Here is an 18,158-nt window from a genome sequence, read left to right as displayed (position 1 = left end):
GCAAACGATTGTGGCTTGGCGTGAGTGCCTAAACGGCGAACCGAACCTAGGAGTATTTGTGAAGCTAAAGAAGATCGTGGCAGTTACCCTCGCAGCAAGCGCGGGCCTTGCCCTTTCCGCTTGTTCCAGCGACGACAAGGGCTCGTCGAGTAGCTCGTCTGCGTCCAAGAGCACCTCATCTGCAGCCTCAGAGGCTGCGCCAGCAGAACTTCCTTCTGCTGAGGATCTCAACGCTATTCTGGCCGTGGCAACAGATCCCAATGCGCCAGTAGAAGAAAAAGTTAAAACCGTTCAAGGCGGAGAGACCGCACCTGAGCTGTTCCAAACCATGACAGCATCCAAACAGGAATCCGGAGCTGACTTCCACGTGGTTCCTCCGATTCTCCCCGGCTATACTCCTAACTCGGTGCTGGCTACGGTGAACTTCACACTGCCTGGTAAAGAAGCACAACCAGCAGAGAACGTGGAGTTCATCTACGACAACGGTATGTGGAAACTTTCCCAGTCATGGGCTTGTACTTTGATCACCAACACCGTGGCTCCAGAGCAAGTTCCTCCTATGTGCCATGACGCTGCAGCGCAACCGCCTGCGCCAGAGGCACCTGCACCCGCACCAGAAGCACCAGCGCCAGAAGCTCCAGCGCCTGCGCCAGCACAATAAAAAAACTGCGCGACGCTGAATAATAAAGAACAATGCCGTCACCTTTCATCGGAATAGTGATGGCATTGTTCTTTTTGCTCCCCTTCTACATATCAGTGAGCGGGAGAGAACTCTAGAGCGCTTGTGGAGTCTTGGATTATACGAAGGTCTGAATTCTGTTGCCCGTAGACTACCCGAGTGGTTAGGGCTAGCGTGCCAAGGGGGAGTGGATTCTTTAGATCGACGGTAAGACGGCCTTTGCTGGTTGTGTGAGAACTGAGGACCTCGAGAGACGTGCCGTTGTGCTCAAGTGCTCCTAGCACTGGGCGTTGTTGAACATCCACATCGAGCACAACGGAATCTTCCTGAGCTTGTACCAAGGTAAAACGCATCGTTTGCAACAGTGCGGACTGGCCGTTGACGCGCGAGTCAACCGTCCAGACAGCGCCTTCGCCAATTTCTTCCGTGGGGAAAATAACGGGTAAGGATGCAAGCTTGAGCAGAAAAGGCTCGGCGATGGCGCGCCCAGCGTCGGTTGCATCGACAGGTGCTGCAATGTTGATGGAAGATACCTGACCAGATTTTTTAGCAAACCAGCCAAGACGGAAGCCCTTTGTAGTGTTTACGTCTTTTGCGGCTTCAAGATCGTCATACTTTGGGTCTGTAAAAGTCACTGATACTGAACGTGTTCCGTTATCGTTTTCTACTGCTGCTTGAACCGGAGAACTTAAGCTCTGGACTTCTCCGCCAGAAGGAGCTGTGGTGTCAAACGTTCCGTGCTTACGGGCTTCTTGGTGGAAACCATCGGAGATTTTCACTGCAATTTTTTGAGGATTATCGCGAGAAGTCTGTATGTCTTGGTACTCGTAAATTTTTCTCTCCGAATTACCGGGATTAAGGATAGTAATCCTCGGGGCATCTACTTCTAGGCCGATTGCGCGTTCAACTGGGGGGATATCAGGAGATTTCTCATTACTGCATGCCACAAGGGTGACGCTGGCTAAGAGACAAGAGAAGAAAACAGCTAATGGGCGCTTGATCGTGTGCCTGTTTTGCGGCTGATCGGAAGAGAATACGCTGACAACGGGGGGAGTATTTTGGTGATCAAACACATGTCCACTGTACAGATCGTGTGTGTTCAGTTGGAACTTTCACCGGTGGATTTGCCAAGATAGAAGGCGTGAATCGAACAGACAGGAGACAGCGGGGCCCGATAGGTACCGATAATCAACGTACATTCATCGTTACGATGGCTGCCATCATCATCGGTATTGCGACGGTGGATCAGGCGTCTAAAGCGGCAGTATTGCATTTCCTTGGCGACGGACAGCCATTGAAACTCATTGGTGATTGGTTCCGTTTCCGCCTCCTGTTCAACCCAGGCGCAGCGTTTTCTTTAGGTGAAAATGCGACGTGGCTTTTTACCTGTATTCAACTTATCTTTGTTGTCGGGATCGCTTGGTATGCGCCAAAAATCCGCGATGGCTGGACTGCCGTGGCTTTGGCAATGATCGCCGGGGGCGCACTGGGCAACCTTATTGACCGCTTATTCCGCGAGCCAGCGTTTTTTGTAGGTCACGTTGTAGATTTCATCTCCGTTGGAGACTTCGCGGTTTTCAACGTGGCTGATAGCGCCATAACGTGCGGCGTGGCTGTTTTCTTTGTAGCGATCTTGTTAGAGAGTAAACGAGAAGCACAGTCACTCCAACGCAACGAGGACGAGGTGATTGACAATGCGTGAGCATCGTTCGCTCCCCGTTCCTGAAGGGTTGGCAGGTATGCGTATCGACGCAGCCCTGTCCAAACTTCTTGGCATCTCGCGCACGGTCGCTGCAGATCTAGCTACAGCTGGTGACGTACTTGTCGATGCCACCCCCGTGGGAAAATCGGACCGCATTGCCGAGGGACAGTGGTTGGATGTGACGCTGCCGGAGACAAAGGATCTTACTCCTCGTGAAGAACTCGTCGAGGGGATGGATATCCTATATTCCGATGATGATCTGATCGCAGTTAACAAACCGGTAGGAGTGGCAGCGCATCCTACACTCGGGTGGGAAGGCCCTACTGTTATCGGTGGTCTAGCAGCCGCAGGCTTTAGAATTTCTACCTCGGGCCCTCCTGAACGCAAGGGGATAGTCCAGCGTCTCGACGTCGGCACGTCTGGTGTCATGGTGATCGCTGCCTCTGAGCGTGGTTATTCAGTTCTTAAGCGAGCCTTCAAAGAGCGCACGGTGTCTAAGACCTATCACGCGTTAGTTCAGGGACACATGGATCCTTTCACAGGAACTATCGATGCCCCGATCGGCAGGCATCCGTCGGCAGGCTGGCGTTTTGCTGTGACCAGCGACGGAAAACATGCGGTGACGCATTATGAGACTCTGGAGGCTTTTGCGGAAGCTTCACTGCTCAAGATCCATTTGGAGACCGGACGTACGCATCAAATTCGTGTGCACATGTCTGCGCTGCATCACCCATGTTGTGGCGACCCCATGTACGGGAGTGACCCCAAGCTTTCGGAGAGACTAGGTCTTGTGAGGCAATGGCTTCATGCAGTGTCGCTCGGCTTTCATCACCCTGCTGATGGTCGATGGATGGAAATAACCTCGCCATATTCTGATGACCTACAGCACGCTCTTGATGTATTGCGGGAAGATTAGCGGCTACGTGCTGTAATCACGCATGTCTCAGAGGAGCAGTCATAGTGCTCATGTGCGCGTTAAAATTGTGCAATGGACCAAGTGGATAAAGGCCGGATGGTTATCGCGCTTGTGAGTATTGCTGCGCTCATGGCTGTTATTGCGATTCTGGGGCAGTCGGATAAGACCAGCAAACCGATGAACATTAACGGCGATCAGTTGGGGATGGAAAATTCTGAGAGTCTTGACCACTATGTCTCTCGGTCACGGGAATCGTTGTCTGATTTTGAGGGAAAAGCATTTGCTCTAGTGACTTTCCGCGGGCATTTCAGCGTAGCAGAAATAGGTTCTGTACTGGACAAATCGGGTATCGAGAGGGTTAATGCAGTGGTTACTGGTGGTGCCACAGCCATCGACCTTCCTGAGCCGGCGCAGGGGGCTAACCGTGCTTCAGTGCTCACACAGCAGATTGTCATGCGGGGTGCGGACGAGGGCGATATTCGTTCGGTCGTCGTGTATGACAGCGTGAAGCCGTTGCAGAAACTACAAGAAGAATCGAAGGTCTTGGCCGTTGAGGCTTTGCCTCCTGATGCTGCTTGGGGGCGTATCGGGATTCGCCCTGTGAACCTTTAGGTCTGGGTAGTGGTCGGCGTCGAGAGCTTTTTAGTTTTCCTTCGCCATAATGCGAGATCTGTGAGGTAGATAGCTACCGAAATCCAAATGATTACAAACCCCACCCATCGGATGGTGTCTAGTTGTTCGTTGACCACAAACACCGCCCACAGCATTTGGAACGTAGGGGTCATATACTGCAGCATGCCAATGGTGGAAAGCGGAATCAGCTTTGCCGCAATGCCAAAAAGCAACAATGGAACCGCGGTAACTAATCCAGCGCTGATGAGCAAAGTTGAATGTACTGGCCCGTGGGAAAGGAAAGTGCCGGTTCCTGTCGATTCAAGATAGCCAACATATGCCAGTGCTACTGGCATAAGAATGAGAGTTTCTGCTGTTAGTGATGCTGAAGGTGACAAAGATAGTCCCTTTTTTACTAGCCCGTAGAACCCAAAGGATGCTGCCAAAAGCAAAGAGATAACGGGAACGTGTCCTCCCACGATGCTGAGTAAAAGAACGGCGATGGTAGCAATTATTACGCTCAGAGTTTGAAGCTTTCTTAGACGTTCCGCTAAGAAGACGACGCCGAGGAGAACACTTACTAATGGGTTAATAAAATACCCGAGGGCTGCGTCGGCGACGTGCTGGGAATTGACGGCGATGACATAAATCAGCCAGTTAGCGGCGATGAGTACTGCCGCAAGCGCAACGCGTGACCACGTGGATACACGTGCGTTGCGTAATTCGCGCCATTTTTTGGTAACTGTGATGACAATGCCCATGACAACTCCGGTCCAGATGATACGGTGGGCGATAATTTCCACAGGGGCCGCGGGGAGAAGCAGTGGGAAGTACGCGGGGAAGAGTCCCCACAAGAGATACGCCAAGAAGCCATAGAGCATGGAGGAATCCTAACCTTTCTTATTGGCTGGACGCACTCGATAGCGCCGATAGCGGACCCAGTTGAGGGTTGGGAAGCGAAACCGGAACACCGCTATTGAAATTAAAATTCAATAGCGAATGTGGTGTGGCCCCTAAAATATCCCCTGAACTGGCATGAGGCGATTTAAATAACAAGGCGCTACACTGACTGGCTATGGCCAAGAAATCCTCTTTCGTACATCTGCACAATCACACTGAGTATTCGATGCTTGACGGCATGGCGAAAGTGGATATGCTTGCCGACGAAGTCGTGAGGCAGGGTATGCCAGCTGTGGGAATGACAGACCACGGCAATATGTTCGGATCGGATGCCTTTTACCGAACTATGAAGAAAGCCGGAGTAAAACCAATTATTGGTATCGAGGCGTATATGGCTCCGGATTCTCGATTCAATAAAACAAGGGTTCGGTGGGGCGAGCCGCATCAGAAGTCCGATGATGTCTCAGCCTCCGGCGCGTATCTGCACCAAACTATGCTGGCGGAAAACGCCGAAGGCCTCCGCAATCTCTTCTATCTGTCGTCGATGGCATCGTATGAAGGGCAGCTGGGTAAGTGGCCACGCATGGACGCAGATCTGATAGCCGAGCACGCCTCTGGCATTATCGCAACCACAGGCTGTCCCTCCGGAGACGTGCAGACTCGTTTGCGCCTAGGGCAATTCGATCAGGCGCTTGAGGCCGCCGCCATGTGGCAGGACATTTATGGCAAAGAAAATTATTTTTTGGAGCTCATGGACCATGGTCTGGAGATTGAGAATAGGGTTCGTTCGGAGCTGCTAGAAATCGGACGGAAACTTGATCTTCCACCGTTGGTGACCAACGACTGCCACTATGTTTTGGAGTCTCAGGCGCAGGCGCATGAGGCCATGTTGTGCGTGCAGACCGGAAAGACGTTGAGCGATCCCGACCGATTCAAGTTTGACGGGTCTGGCTATTACATCAAGACTGCAGAGCAGATGCGGGAGATGTGGGACTCTCTTGTGCCTGAGGCCTGTGACAACACTTTGTGGATTGCAGAGAGAGTCCAAGATTACGGGGAGATTTGGGAGGAGCATACCCACGACCGTATGCCCATCGCAGACGTTCCAGAGGGGCATACGCCGACGTCTTGGTTGCGTCATGAGGTTCTGGAAGGCCTACGCGTTCGCTTTAACGGCGGAGAGGTTCCGCAATCTTATATTGATCGTGCGGAATACGAGATTTCAGTGATTGATATGAAGGGTTACCCTTCCTACTTCCTCATCGTTGCCGAGCTGATCAAGCATGCTCGATCCATCGGTATCCGAGTGGGGCCCGGTCGTGGTTCTGCTGCAGGCGCTTTGGTGGCATATGCGTTGACCATTACCAATATTGATCCGATGGAGCATGACCTCCTGTTTGAGAGGTTCTTGAACCCGGAGCGACCTTCCGCACCCGATATCGATATCGACTTCGATGATCGTCGTCGCGGCGAAATGATCCGTTACGCTGCGGATCGCTGGGGAGAAGACAAGATCGCTCAGGTGATCACCTTTGGAACGGTGAAAACCAAACAGGCGCTCAAAGACTCGGCTCGTGTGCAGTACGGTCAGCCTGGTTATCAGATCGCTGATCGCATTACTAAAGAGCTTCCTCCCGCGATTATGGCTAAGGACATTCCGCTATCCGGGATTATGGATCCCGAGCATCCCCGGTACGGGGAAGCTGGGGAAGTCCGAAACCTCATCGAGACAGACCCCGACGTTAAAAAAATCTATGACACTGCTCGTGGACTAGAAGGCGTAGTGCGCCAAGCGGGTGTCCATGCTTGTGCTGTGATTATGGCCAGCGTGCCGTTGTTGGAGCATATTCCGATGTGGAAGCGTGCTGCAGATGGGGCGCTCATTACAGGATGGCCGTATCCTGCCTGTGAGGCTATTGGTCTGCTGAAGATGGACTTCTTGGGGCTGCGTAACCTTACTGTTATCGGTGACTGCATCGAGAACATCAAGATTAACCGGAAAGAGACAATTGATCTTGAGGAACTAGCCACGGATGACCCCAAGGTGTATGAACTGCTGTCCAGTGGCGATACGCTCGGTGTTTTCCAGCTCGACTCGGGCGGCATGCAAGAACTACTCAAACGAATGCAGCCCACGGGCTTCCACGACATCGTGGCGTCTTTGGCTCTGTATCGTCCAGGACCCATGGGTGTGAATGCGCACTGGGATTATGCTGACCGCAAGAATGGCCGTAAACCCATTGAACCCATTCACCCTGAGCTTGACGAGCCGCTGCGCGAGATTCTTGATGAGACTTATGGCCTCATCGTTTATCAAGAGCAGATCATGCGTATTTCCCAAAAAGTAGCTAATTACACAGCTGGTGAAGCCGATGGGTTCCGTAAAGCGATGGGCAAGAAGCAGCCTGAAGTATTGGCTAAGCAATACGACAAATTCTTAGAGGGAATGCTATCCAATGGGTATTCCAAGGACGCTGTGGATGCACTGTGGGGCACCATTGAACCCTTCGCATCCTACGCGTTCAATAAATCCCACGCCGCAGGGTATGGCCTGGTTTCTTATTGGACTGCGTATCTGAAAGCCAACTACACGGCTGAGTACATGGCGGCGCTACTGACCTCTGTTGCGGATAAAAAAGACAAGTCTGCCATTTATCTATCTAACTGTAGGCACCTGGGCATATCGGTGCTCTCACCGGACGTTAACGAGTCTCGTTTGAACTTCCTGCCAGTAGGAAACGATATCCGCTTTGGTTTGGGAGCTGTGCGTAACGTTGGAGAGGACGTAGTTAATTCGATCGTTAAAGCGCGTCAGGAAAAAGGCAACTTCTCGGATTTTTCGGATTATCTGGACAAAATCGATACCGTTGCGTGCAATAAACGCGTGACAGAATCGTTGATCAAGGCTGGTGCTTTTGATTCCTTGGGGCACCCGAGGAAAGGCTTGTTGCTGATCCACGAGGATGCAGTTGATTCCGTCATTAGCACTAAAAAAGCGGCGGACAAAGGGCAATTTGACCTCTTTGCCGGGTTCGGTGGCGATGACGACTCAATGAGCAACGCTTTTGCCGTGCAGATTCCAGAAGCGCAATGGGATAGAAAGCACCAGCTCGCCCTAGAACGAGAGATGCTTGGACTGTATGTTTCTGGGCATCCGCTTGATGGATACGAGGAAGCACTAGAAGCTCAGACAGATACACCGCTGACAACGATCCTTGCCGGGGAGCTGCGCAACGGTGCAGAGGTACAAATCGGCGGCATTATTTCGAGCGTTGATCGTCGTTACTCTAAAAAAGATGGCTCTCCGTGGGCGATCGTAACCATTGAGGATCACCATGGTGCCCAGGTAGACCTGCTGGTGTTTAACAAGATCTATGCGATAGTTGGACCCCAGATCGTAGAAGACAACATCATCCTGGCCAAGGCGCACATCTCAATCCGTGATGATCGTATGTCCCTTTTCTGCGATGATCTCAAAGTGCCTGATCTCGGCCCTGGCAATGGTGCTGGGCTTCCTCTCCGATTGACCATGCGTACAGAGCAATGCACCATGGCAAACATTGCACGTCTAAAAGACGTACTGGCTAATAACAAGGGCGATTCTGATGTGTACCTCAACATCGTCCATGGTGATGAGGCCACTGTGATGATTCTTGGGGAGCATTTACGAGTTAATCGCACAGCAAGCTTAATGGGCGATCTGAAGGCCACGATGGGGCCGGGAATCCTTGGATAAAAGAACGATGATTGGGGTGAAAGCCAGGAGAACATGGCTTGCGTGCACCCCAATTGTTATCTCAATTAAAAATCGCTTGAGATAACCGTCTAAACTGTGTCCTCATGACTACATCGGACAAGAAGCAGATCGCAAACAGTGCTAGCCATGAGGTTCATGCAGCCGATATTCAGATGGCACAAGCGCGAATTTCTGCTTCTATTGCTCCGACTCCGTTGCAGTATTGCCCACGTCTGTCCCAAGCCACAGGTGCGGAGGTATACCTTAAGCGGGAGGATCTCCAAGATGTCCGGTCGTATAAGATTCGGGGAGCGGTGAATGCAATCTCGCAGCTTTCCGACGCCCAGCGCGCGGCAGGAATCGTGGCGGCGTCGGCAGGCAATCACGCGCAGGGAGTAGCATTTGCTTGCCGGACGATGGGGATCAAGGGCCGTATCTATGTCCCCGCAGCAACGCCTAAACAAAAGCGCGACCGTATTCTGGTTCATGGCGGAGAATCAGTGGAGCTCGTGGTTACCGGAGCTAACTTCGATGAAGCCGCTGCAGCTGCTCGCGCTTATTCAGGTGAAACCGGGGCAACAATGGTGGAGCCCTTTGATAATCGAGACACCGTGATAGGTCAAGGAACCGTGGCAGCGGAAGTCCTTGCCCAGCTGACAAGCCTTGGTAAATCGCTTGACTCTATAGTGGTCCCAGTCGGTGGGGGCGGACTTCTTTCTGGAATACTGAGCTATGTTGCGGATATGGCGCCTCGTACTGCTGTGGTCGGAGTAGAACCAGAACACGCCGCGTCGATGGCCGCGGCGCTAGAAAATGAGGGGCCTGTGTCCCTGGAAACAGTGGATCCGTTTGTCGATGGTGCCGCGGTGAAACGCATCGGTGATCTTAACTATCAGATCATCGAGGCAAATCTTGGGAGGTTGCATCCCCTGCATGTAAACGAGGGGGCTGTGTGCACGGAGATGTTGGACCTCTATCAAAACGAGGGAATCATTGCAGAACCTGCCGGGGCCTTATCTGTGACGGCCTTAAAACACCTGAATTTTCCTAAAGGTCAGGTAGTAGTATGCGTGATTTCTGGAGGCAATAACGATGTTTTGCGTTATAGCGAGATCATGGAGCGCTCTCTGGTACACCGTGGGTTGAAACACTATTTCCTAGTGAATTTCCCGCAGGAGCCTGGTCAATTGCGATCTTTCCTCAGCGATATTCTGGGGCCAGATGATGACATCACGCTGTTTGAATATTTGAAGCGGAATAACCGTGAGACTGGCACTGCGCTGGTCGGTCTGCAGCTGGGACACGCGAGCGATCTCAAAGGTCTCTTGGAACGGATGGATTCTTCTCGGATCGAGTGCCGTCGGCTTGAGCCTGGCACCGCAGAATATGGATACTTGGTGAGTTTGTAAAACGCCCTAGCTTCGGGTCAGTATGTCGCGATCGATAATAAGAGTTGAGAGGCAGCTTTGATGTACATTCGGCCGGTGGATCGTCAGGAATTCTCCACTGAGATTGACATTAAGCGGTCTCGATTCATCACTTTTATTCGACGGGTTGTTTCTGAAGAGGAAGCACGAGATTTTATTGCTGACGTAAAAAAGCGATTTCCCGATGCACGCCACCACTGCAGCGCGTATATCTATCATGTCGAGGGAGCTAATCCCGTAGAGCGCTCAAGCGATGACGGCGAACCATCAGGGACTGCGGGAACCCCCATGCTTGATGTACTGCGGGGGAGTGGAATCCTTGATATTGCTGCGGTGGTTGTGAGGTATTTCGGTGGCACAAAGCTAGGCGCCGGAGGCTTGGTTCATGCTTATTCTGGTGCTGTATCTGACTGCTTGCCCCAGGTGACAACTGTGCAACGCCATAAGCAAGAGCTTTATTCTGTTGATTTCAACCACGCGGATGCCGGACGTCTTGAAGCTGAGCTACGCGCGCGACACGTGACAGTCGTAGACACTCAGTATTCCCACCGCGTGACATTCACATTAGCTGTGGAGCCTGGCCAGCGGGAATTCCTTGAGAACTTGCTGGCCTCGTTGACACAGGGCGGAGCGCGGCTTTGCGACGCTGGCATCGCATGGATTGAACGCCCGAATTAGTGGGCTATTTCGCTGAACCTTTGTAGAATCTTAAAACATGACTATGCAACCTCGTCCTTATAACTCGATTGAACAACGTAAACAAGATGTGCGTAAGTACACCCGTAATGCTGCAGTAAGCGTTGTCGGCGGTGTTGCTGGTGGTCTCGCGCTTTTTGTCCTTACGTCCTCTACGTTTCTTTTAATCGTGGGACTCATCGTCGCAGTAGTTGGCGGCTGGACCAACTGGTCTAAGGTACAAAAGATCGTGAATCATAAGGACAACTACTAAACAATCTCCGTAGGCATCCGCAGACTAAGGACAGGACAAGCACGTGAGCGACGGCAAGCCAGTGCGTATCGACGCATGGGTGTGGGCAGTACGGCTGATAAAAACTCGGTCTCTTGCCTCTGAGGCTTGTAAAGCTGGCCACATCAAGCTCAACGGATCTGCAGTAAAACCATCACAGTCGGTGGTGCCGGGGGATCGTGTTCGAGTGTGGGTAGATCATCGTGAATACGATGTTGAGGTCAAAGAGTTGATTCGTAAACGGGTGGGGGCGGCTCTTGCCCGCAACTGCTATGTGGATCATTCTCCGCCACCTCCACCCAAAGAAATTCTTATGTCGATGCCTCGGCGCGATCGGGGCGCGGGGCGTCCCACCAAGAAAGAACGGCGTGAAATCGACCGTTTGCAAGGGCGCATATAATGTGTGCTCAATAACGTAGAAGGGGTGTTGAAAAACTATGTTTCCAACACCCCTTCTACTCACTAACTAGAATCCCCAGTTAGGAAGCGGGAAATTGATCCCCAGTGGGCGGAAGAAATCGGCGATCGATAACGCCCAAACGGAAATAAAATCTGCGAGAAGCGGAAAATGGGTAATGATCGATGTGCCCATGAGGAAAACTCCTAAGGTTCCATTGTTGCGGCTGTCTATAAAGCAGCATTGTACATAAGCCAGCCTACGTGCCTGAGCACTCATGTCAACTATGAGGTGCAAGCTCAGTCTTGCTGCGAGGTTCTGTTTTATCCAGGATATTTGCTGTCTGCATTGCGTGGAGTCGCTTGCGTAAGCGGGGCCCGCGTTGGCGCGGGTATTTCCCGCTCTTTCCAGTCGCATTAATATGCTCATCGTGGTATCTGCGTAGCAGCAGGTCGTCGATGATTCGCACCTGACCAGGTTGGAATTGATAGTTTAATGCGCGTCGTACAGCGTCTATATCGGCGTCATTGAGAAGATCTCGTAGCTTTGTCGCAGTAGTAATACCGTGAGCAAAAAGCAATTCTTCCAGCCATCGGTAGTCTTCGATGCGCGATTGCGGGAAGCGGTTTCCTACCAGCATGGCGATGACACCGGGTAAAGTCTCAGCGCTTAATTCAACATCAAGGTCAGTGCTGTGATGGTGGCCCGGATCCTGGATAGCGGCGATTTGATCAAATTGTTGGTCAGCCAGTTCAATGAGCCCAGCTGCAAGGGTGAAGGCCCTATCCACTTGAGGATCTAAACCGCCAGACCGCTTGTAGCGAACATCATGCTCGAATTCTGCCCATGCATGTTGCAGTACTGTCCGGATTTGGACTTCAAAAACAAAGCCGTGGTAGCTAGCAAGATCTTCGATTCTATGGTCGACTTCCAAAATCAGGTGATGAGAACCATAACCAAAGCTGCCAGAGACTTTTGTTTGTGCAGCCTTATCCACGGATCGGAGTACGATGAAGACGTCCGCGAGGGCTTCAATAATTTGGGGGATCTCAGTCGAATGAAGTGTGGTGATCCGGACACCGATCACATCGTGGATATCGACCCAAGGGTCTGGATAGATAAGGTGACCGTTGGGCTTTTTCTTGCGTGCTTTTGTTCGCAATGACTGCCATTCTTTAAGGCGAACACTCACGCGATCGTAGGTAAGGCCGGCGTCTGCAAGCACTTCTTCAAAAGCTTCCCGAAAGTCTGCTTCCGCGTGCGGGTGCTGATCAGTGAACTCTCGGTATCGCGCACTGAGTTTTGAGATGAACTTGTTAGGCATGCGTTACGAGTTCCTTCCTCTGGTCTCATGTGAGGCGATAATGCGTGGCAGATTATGCAGGCGGTGTAGTGGCCGGCGATTTACCTTAGCAGGTAGCTAGATCCCTTGGTTTTATAACATCACATTCTGTTTTGAAATCGCAGCTAAGCCGTAAAGTGGTTGATGTGTGCAGGAAAGCCTGAAGAATATAAGACCCCGCCTTGTTCCAGAGGGTGCTCAAAAGTAGTGAGCCATGTTGCAAGCTTTGGGCACTTTTGGCTGAAAGGTACTGCAATCAGAATCTTGGACGTGGGGCAGAAGAAGACGGGCTCTTCGTTGAATTGCGTGCTGATGTATTGATGAATCAGAGTAAAAGTGCGAGGGTGCGCCAGCCAACTAGAAGCTGGCCCTTTACCAGCAGCTATGTGAAGTCCCACGGTCGGTTGCTGCACGAGTCGAGATAGCTCTCGCGTGTGAATCGCTATGCCGCGTGGTGTGCGGGCTGTTTCCATGAGATTGGTAGCAGCATCATTCCATAGTTGTCGGGTTGTTTTTCCCAACGAGTGCAATGATCCCTGTCGCAGCAGCTGACCGTTGCATCTTAAACTCGCAGATAACCCGGAGGATAACGCGATAACGGCAGGAGCCCGATCGAAATATGGGCTAAACATCTCATACGACAAGGTCTCTGAATTGTTAGGACTCCGAGTTAAGTGCAGCGAGACAGTGCGAACCGGAACATTCGAGAAGCTAGATGGAAGATGCAGTTTTTGCGGTTTCGAAACCATACTCGTTGTCATAAGACCCCCTGACACACAGAATGTATACCGTAGACATAAGCCCGATATTTTTAAGCGCTTTGTGTGATTCGACGTAATACGCAGGGGGAGTGGTTCCCTATACCTTATGGCGTACCCCTAGATGGAAGGGGGTAAACAAGACAACGTCTAGAACGGGGGTTGTTCGTCTGCGACGTCTAATCCGAGCTGAGCAAAGAGATCCTCAGCCGTCCAGATTTGAATATTTTGTCCTTTGGCTATGAGCTCTTCAGCGCGTTTTTGCTTGGATGTTTTAGAAGCCCAAGGGCCACAGACAAGAATGGTCGTTTTCTTGGTCACGTTTTTGCCGATTGTTCCTCCTTGTTCAGCGATGCCATCCCAGAGTTTTCCTTTATCAAAAGGCTCGAAATCGCCAGTGAGCGTGACATTTTGTTGGAAGAGTCTGCCGTGGGGATCTGCATCTGAATTGGCTTCGGGTATCACCTCAGGCGTTGCAGCTTTTGCCCATGGCGCAGCTGCCTTTCGTGGCTGAGAACCAGTAGCTTTTGCAGGAGCTTGTACTTTCTCCAGTGGTGGTGGAGTTGCGGCGGTTGCGGCTGCGGATTCTACGAGAGAAGAAGGCTTTTTCTTAAGCACCGGATACACGCGTTGAGCAGAGAGCTGGCCTTGAGAGAAACCAAGGGCCGCGCACACGTCGGCAAAGCTCCCTTGAACATCAGCTTTTTGCACGAGATTTATGATAATTCCCGCGCAAGCAGCTGCGTCTGCAGTGGCATTATGATGATTGGTTAAATCCACATTGAGATGCTTGGCGACGGTAGGAAGCTTGTGATTGGGCGTACCTAAATTAGCCGCACGCGATAGCGCAAGTGAGCACCCAAAAGAAACAGTGGGCAGAGCCACGTTATCCGCCTGGGCAGCACGGAAAAACGCCGTCATATCAAACTGTGCGTTATGCGCTGCGAGAGGAAGATCTCCCGTAAAGCTGAGCATTTCAGCAAAACACTCAGAAAAAGGCTGGGCTGTTGCGACATCATCTGGGCGGATACCGTGGATAGCGATATTCGCTGATGCAAAATGATTGATCGCCGCAGGCGGTTGACAGAGCCATTCACGCTTATCCGTGATGACTCCATCTTTGACCTTGACCACACCAATCTGGCAGATCGACCCCCAATCGTCGTTGGCTGTTTCTACATCGACAGCAGCGAAATCTAGACCTGGGACTGCTCGGTGTGCCGGGGCTTGACCATTGAGCGCGGCGGTGACGGCAGTTATGAGGGCTTGTTGTTCGTCGGCTTGGTTAGGACTGAACTCTACTCGTAGCGAATGGGAATCAGAGCTAATGCTCACTATCCCGCAGTCGTATCCGTCGGAAAGCTTTATGGACGATACGGAATCGATGTTAGTTAAGGGGATAACTTTAGGCTCTGCGGCTAATGCGGTCTGCAACAACGATGGTTTGATGGCGACCTGGTCGATATCGACGAGGACAGTAGCACCGTGCGCGTGAATCGCATCTGCCATGGTGATAAAACTCCTTTAATACGAGTGCTTTCAAACCTCAGTTATGCGTTTGCTTGTGCAAACCTACTGGCCGATGTTCTTGCATGAAGATAACCTCCGGCGACTATGCCAGCAACCTCACCTATGTGTACGTGAGGGCTTTCCCTGGAAGCTTAGCGGGTGAGAGAAACTTTGGGCCAACATGCTTGTAAAAAGGCAAGATACGTAAACACTAAGGACTGTGCCTCACCTACTTTCGTAAATATAAAGAAGAGAGACACAGTCCTAGAAAAGCTAGAAAGAATTGAGCTTTTAAGAGTGATTTTTATGTTCGGGAATAGTCATCGACATGTGGGTCAAGTACTTTATCTCCATCATGCGGGGGCAGAACTTCGAGTTGCCGGAAGAGCATGGTGGAACGAGCCGGAACAATGACGGTTTCTCCAACGCAGGCAATTTTCTCTGCGTAGGGATAACCACTGTCTTCTGTCGTATCAACGATGAGTTTCCAACTGTGCCCAAACTGTTCTGCAGGAATAGTGAATTCTATATCCTCATGGTGGGCGTTAAACATGAGTAGAAACGAGTCATCTTCAATCTTTTGCCCACGATCGTCCGGTTCTTTAATGGCCATGCCATTGAGATAGACCATGAGGGATTTTCCAAAAGCGAATCCCCAGTCTTCTTGTCCCATGAGCTGGCCTGTGGGAACGAGCCATGCGATATCACGATCATGAACATCCGCACCGAGAGGACCACCAGCGAGGAATCTACGACGGCGGAATACCGGGTGATTATTTCTAATACGGATCAATCGCCGCGTGAACTCTAGAAGTTCCTTATGCTCAGTAGCCAAATCCCAGTTCATCCAAGCCAATTCGTTGTCTTGGCAGTAGACATTGTTATTTCCCTTTTGCGTGCGCCCCATCTCATCGCCGTGCGCGATCATGGGAGTGCCTTGGCTGAGCAACAAAGTGGTGAGGAAATTACGGCGTTGGCGAGCTCGCAGATTGAGAACCTCAGGATCGTCTGTGTCTCCTTCAACTCCGCAGTTCCATGAACGGTTATGACTCTCTCCATCCCGTCCGTCTTCGCCGTTAGCGTCATTATGCTTTTCGTTGTAGCTCACGAGGTCATTGAGTGTGAATCCATCATGAGCAGTGACAAAGTTGATTGATGCAGTAGGACGACGCCCATTGTTGGCATAAAGATCGGAAGAACCGGTCAAACGTGACGCGAACTCGCCGAGCGTGGAAGGTTCACCTCGCCAGAAATCTCGGACAGTATCGCGATACTTTCCGTTCCATTCAGTCCACAACGGTGGGAAATTGCCCACTTGGTAGCCGCCTTCGCCGACATCCCATGGTTCAGCGATAAGTTTGACTTGAGATACCACAGGATCCTGCTGCACAAGATCGAAGAAGGTAGCAAGGCGGTCGACGTCGTGAAGCTCACGGGCAAGCGTGGAGGCAAGATCGAATCGGAAACCATCAACATGCATCTCTGTGACCCAATAACGCAGCGAATCCATAATCATCTGCAGCGGGTGAGGGTCGCGTACGTTCAGGGAGTTTCCGGTCCCCGTGTAGTCCATATAGTGCGCTTTATCGCCGTCAACGAGTCTGTAGTAAGCCTCATTGTCGATACCACGGAACGCAATGGTCGGTCCCATGTGATTGCCTTCAGCGGTGTGGTTATAAACCACATCCAAAATGACTTCAATCCCTGCCTCATGGAAGGCGCGCACCATACCTTTGAACTCGGACACTGCACCGCCTGGTTCCTCCGCTGCGGCATAGTCCTGTTGGGGAGCAAAGAAGCCGAACGTGTTGTAGCCCCAATAGTTGCGTAAGCCAAGGTCGCGGAGACGATCGTCTTGCAAGAACTGGTGCACAGGCATGAGCTCGATGGCGGTGATACCCAGGTCTTTGAGATAACTAATAATCGCAGGATGCGCGAGTCCTGCGTAGGTTCCGCGAAGTGCCTCCGGCACGTCTGGATGTTGCATTGTCATGCCTTTGACATGGGCCTCATAAATTACGGTCTCGTTATAAGGCGTTCGAGGTGCTCGGTCTGCGCCCCAGTCAAAGAATGGGTTGACTACCACGGACTTCATCGTGTGTTCGAGGCTGTCCTCGGTGTTTCGTCCGAGTGGATCATCGGGATGAGTTACGTCATAACTGAACAACGATGGATGTCCATCAAATTCACCAACAAAAGCGCAAGCATAAGGATCAACGAGCAGTTTGCTGGGGTCGCATCGCTTGCCATTGGGGGGATCATAGGGACCATGAACGCGGAATCCATAACGCTGACCAGGTTTGACTCCGGGGAGATAGCAGTGCCAGATGTGAGCGTCGACTTCATCGAGAGTGACACGTTCTTCATGTCCGTCTGCGTCGATAAGACAAAGCTCTATCTTTTCAGCAACATCCGAAAAGATAGCAAAGTTTGTGCCTGCGCCATCGTATTTCGAGCCGAGAGGGTAGCTCTGGCCCGGCCAGATTTCCCGGTGGGTCGAAGGAAGAGAGTCAGTCATGCCACTGACTTTAGCTGGTACATTGCTCCAAACCCGCCATAATGAGCCGTAATCCTTCAGTGAATTGTATGGCATAGGACTGCGGTTGTTGTTCTAGATCGCACCGACCCTCAGGTGTGTGATTATCTAAATTGTGCAGTTTTTCCTGGTCATGTAGGGAATTGTTCGGAGAATTGTTGGAGTCACAGCGTAGAGCTGCTCTTTGTAAAGCCGATTGCTCAATAACTGTGGAGCCTAAAATAAAGTGCAGTAATGTTGTAGCGCCGAGTTCGGAGTGCTTATGTTCGCCAAACGATTGCCTGATGCGTTGCTCCACCTCATTGCGTAGAACGCTGTCAGTAAGGGCGGCACTGAGAAGTTCTGCACCGTCGCGATGCTCAAGCATAACTTCACGTACCTTGTGAGCAACGTCGGTAGGCGTTGACTCCCTGTCAGAAAGGAAGAGCGGGGTGAGCAAGCGTCGTGCGGTGGCGTCGATAAGCGCTTGTTTGTTCTTAAAATGCCAGTAGAGAGCACCAGGGGCTACCCCGAGTTTTTTAGCTAATCGACGCATCGTCATGTCCGCAAGACCGTAGGTATCAAGTATCTCAAGGCTTGCGGTGATGATGAGGTCTTTACTCAATTGCACACCACTACAGTAGCGGTCGAAGAGGGCTAATAGGTACCTGACGCGATACAATCATGGGTAACGCATT

General features: G+C 51.5%; 17 protein-coding genes. 9 read left to right on the top strand and 8 right to left on the bottom strand.

From position 1 onward, the window contains the following. Positions 1-58 precede the first annotated feature (58 nt). Positions 59-661, top strand: a complete 603-nt coding sequence (locus CKV68_RS02795; RefSeq protein ID WP_013911853.1) for a WKL family lipoprotein — start codon at positions 59-61, stop codon at positions 659-661. Positions 662-753: 92 nt separating this feature from the next. On the opposite strand, the gene CKV68_RS02790 is transcribed toward CKV68_RS02795, so the two are convergent. Beyond that, a complete protein-coding gene (locus CKV68_RS02790) occupies positions 754-1,752 on the bottom strand; it encodes a hypothetical protein (protein ID WP_095075554.1) in 999 nt (332 codons plus the stop codon). Between the two features lie 137 nt (positions 1,753-1,889). Here CKV68_RS02790 and lspA point away from each other — a divergent pair, with 137 nt between their 5' ends. The 3 genes from lspA to CKV68_RS02775 all read left to right on the top strand — a co-directional run bounded on the left by lspA (position 1,890) and on the right by CKV68_RS02775 (position 3,909). Continuing rightward, positions 1,890-2,381, top strand: a complete 492-nt coding sequence (lspA, locus tag CKV68_RS02785) for a signal peptidase II (protein WP_014526000.1) — start codon at positions 1,890-1,892, stop codon at positions 2,379-2,381. Further along, positions 2,374-3,297, top strand: coding sequence for an RluA family pseudouridine synthase (locus CKV68_RS02780; RefSeq protein ID WP_013911850.1), 924 nt, complete (start codon positions 2,374-2,376; stop codon positions 3,295-3,297). The genes lspA and CKV68_RS02780 overlap by 8 nt, the downstream gene beginning before the upstream one ends. A 72-nt stretch (positions 3,298-3,369) precedes the next feature. Continuing rightward, positions 3,370-3,909 (top strand): hypothetical protein, encoded by a 540-nt coding sequence (locus tag CKV68_RS02775; protein ID WP_095075552.1) that lies wholly within the window; start codon positions 3,370-3,372, stop codon positions 3,907-3,909. Here CKV68_RS02775 and rarD read toward each other — a convergent pair. Then, positions 3,906-4,790, bottom strand: coding sequence for an EamA family transporter RarD (gene rarD, locus CKV68_RS02770; RefSeq protein WP_095075551.1), 885 nt, complete (start codon positions 4,788-4,790; stop codon positions 3,906-3,908). The two genes, CKV68_RS02775 and rarD, sit on opposite strands and share 4 nt — an antisense overlap. A 194-nt stretch (positions 4,791-4,984) precedes the next feature. Between rarD and dnaE the strand changes: the two genes are divergently transcribed. From dnaE to CKV68_RS02745, 5 genes are all read left to right on the top strand, one after another. After that, positions 4,985-8,545, top strand: a complete 3,561-nt coding sequence (dnaE, locus tag CKV68_RS02765) for a DNA polymerase III subunit alpha (RefSeq protein ID WP_013911847.1) — start codon at positions 4,985-4,987, stop codon at positions 8,543-8,545. Positions 8,546-8,649: 104 nt separating this feature from the next. After that, positions 8,650-9,954, top strand: coding sequence for a threonine ammonia-lyase IlvA (gene ilvA, locus CKV68_RS02760; protein WP_014836581.1), 1,305 nt, complete (start codon positions 8,650-8,652; stop codon positions 9,952-9,954). Between the two features lie 60 nt (positions 9,955-10,014). Then, positions 10,015-10,650, top strand: a complete 636-nt coding sequence (locus CKV68_RS02755; protein ID WP_014836580.1) for a YigZ family protein — start codon at positions 10,015-10,017, stop codon at positions 10,648-10,650. 37 nt (positions 10,651-10,687) lie between these two features. Next, on the top strand, positions 10,688-10,921 hold the full coding sequence (locus tag CKV68_RS02750) for a hypothetical protein (RefSeq protein WP_013911844.1): 234 nt from the start codon (positions 10,688-10,690) through the stop codon (positions 10,919-10,921). 43 nt (positions 10,922-10,964) lie between these two features. Then, entirely contained in the window at positions 10,965-11,339 is a 375-nt protein-coding gene (locus tag CKV68_RS02745; protein WP_013911843.1) for an RNA-binding S4 domain-containing protein, read from the top strand. A gap of 66 nt (positions 11,340-11,405) precedes the next feature. Here the strand turns inward: CKV68_RS02745 and CKV68_RS11410 are convergent, their stop codons facing one another. The 6 genes from CKV68_RS11410 to CKV68_RS02720 form a co-directional block, all read right to left on the bottom strand. Then, on the bottom strand, positions 11,406-11,531 hold the full coding sequence (locus tag CKV68_RS11410; protein WP_014836579.1) for a hypothetical protein: 126 nt from the start codon (positions 11,529-11,531) through the stop codon (positions 11,406-11,408). 85 nt (positions 11,532-11,616) lie between these two features. Then, entirely contained in the window at positions 11,617-12,660 is a 1,044-nt protein-coding gene (locus tag CKV68_RS02740) for a GTP pyrophosphokinase (RefSeq protein ID WP_095075550.1), read from the bottom strand. Positions 12,661-12,803: 143 nt separating this feature from the next. Then, complete coding sequence (locus CKV68_RS02735; RefSeq protein WP_095075549.1) at positions 12,804-13,439, bottom strand: glycogen debranching protein; 636 nt, start codon at positions 13,437-13,439, stop codon at positions 12,804-12,806. Between the two features lie 147 nt (positions 13,440-13,586). Then, the gene (locus CKV68_RS02730) at positions 13,587-14,945 is read right to left on the bottom strand and encodes a 3'-5' exonuclease (protein WP_038622051.1); all 1,359 of its coding nucleotides are present in this window, start codon (positions 14,943-14,945) and stop codon (positions 13,587-13,589) included. A gap of 304 nt (positions 14,946-15,249) precedes the next feature. Beyond that, the gene (glgX, locus tag CKV68_RS02725; protein WP_014525992.1) at positions 15,250-17,463 is read right to left on the bottom strand and encodes a glycogen debranching protein GlgX; all 2,214 of its coding nucleotides are present in this window, start codon (positions 17,461-17,463) and stop codon (positions 15,250-15,252) included. Positions 17,464-17,473: 10 nt separating this feature from the next. Then, positions 17,474-18,091 (bottom strand): TetR family transcriptional regulator, encoded by a 618-nt coding sequence (locus tag CKV68_RS02720; protein ID WP_013911838.1) that lies wholly within the window; start codon positions 18,089-18,091, stop codon positions 17,474-17,476. Positions 18,092-18,158: the final 67 nt, after the last annotated feature.

This window comes from Corynebacterium ulcerans (genome assembly GCF_900187135.1).
In the GTDB taxonomy this organism is placed as follows: domain Bacteria; phylum Actinomycetota; class Actinomycetes; order Mycobacteriales; family Mycobacteriaceae; genus Corynebacterium; species Corynebacterium ulcerans.
Note: the sequence above shows the minus strand (reverse complement) of the source record. Positions and strands in the feature narration are given on the sequence as shown.

What these genes read in the sequence shown, in the direction of transcription:
- lspA (WP_014526000.1), top strand. Translation starts at nt 1,890, where the DNA reads ATGGCTGCCATCATCATCGGTATTGCGACGGTGGATCAGGCGTCTAAA.
- CKV68_RS02780 (WP_013911850.1), top strand. Translation starts at nt 2,374, where the DNA reads ATGCGTGAGCATCGTTCGCTCCCCGTTCCTGAAGGGTTGGCAGGTATG.
- CKV68_RS02775 (WP_095075552.1), top strand. Translation starts at nt 3,370, where the DNA reads ATGGACCAAGTGGATAAAGGCCGGATGGTTATCGCGCTTGTGAGTATT.
- rarD (WP_095075551.1), bottom strand. Translation starts at nt 4,790, where the DNA reads ATGCTCTATGGCTTCTTGGCGTATCTCTTGTGGGGACTCTTCCCCGCG.
- dnaE (WP_013911847.1), top strand. Translation starts at nt 4,985, where the DNA reads ATGGCCAAGAAATCCTCTTTCGTACATCTGCACAATCACACTGAGTAT.
- ilvA (WP_014836581.1), top strand. Translation starts at nt 8,650, where the DNA reads ATGACTACATCGGACAAGAAGCAGATCGCAAACAGTGCTAGCCATGAG.
- CKV68_RS02755 (WP_014836580.1), top strand. Translation starts at nt 10,015, where the DNA reads ATGTACATTCGGCCGGTGGATCGTCAGGAATTCTCCACTGAGATTGAC.
- CKV68_RS02750 (WP_013911844.1), top strand. Translation starts at nt 10,688, where the DNA reads ATGACTATGCAACCTCGTCCTTATAACTCGATTGAACAACGTAAACAA.
- CKV68_RS11410 (WP_014836579.1), bottom strand. Translation starts at nt 11,531, where the DNA reads ATGGGCACATCGATCATTACCCATTTTCCGCTTCTCGCAGATTTTATT.
- CKV68_RS02740 (WP_095075550.1), bottom strand. Translation starts at nt 12,660, where the DNA reads ATGCCTAACAAGTTCATCTCAAAACTCAGTGCGCGATACCGAGAGTTC.
- CKV68_RS02735 (WP_095075549.1), bottom strand. Translation starts at nt 13,439, where the DNA reads ATGACAACGAGTATGGTTTCGAAACCGCAAAAACTGCATCTTCCATCT.
- CKV68_RS02730 (WP_038622051.1), bottom strand. Translation starts at nt 14,945, where the DNA reads ATGGCAGATGCGATTCACGCGCACGGTGCTACTGTCCTCGTCGATATC.
- glgX (WP_014525992.1), bottom strand. Translation starts at nt 17,463, where the DNA reads ATGACTGACTCTCTTCCTTCGACCCACCGGGAAATCTGGCCGGGCCAG.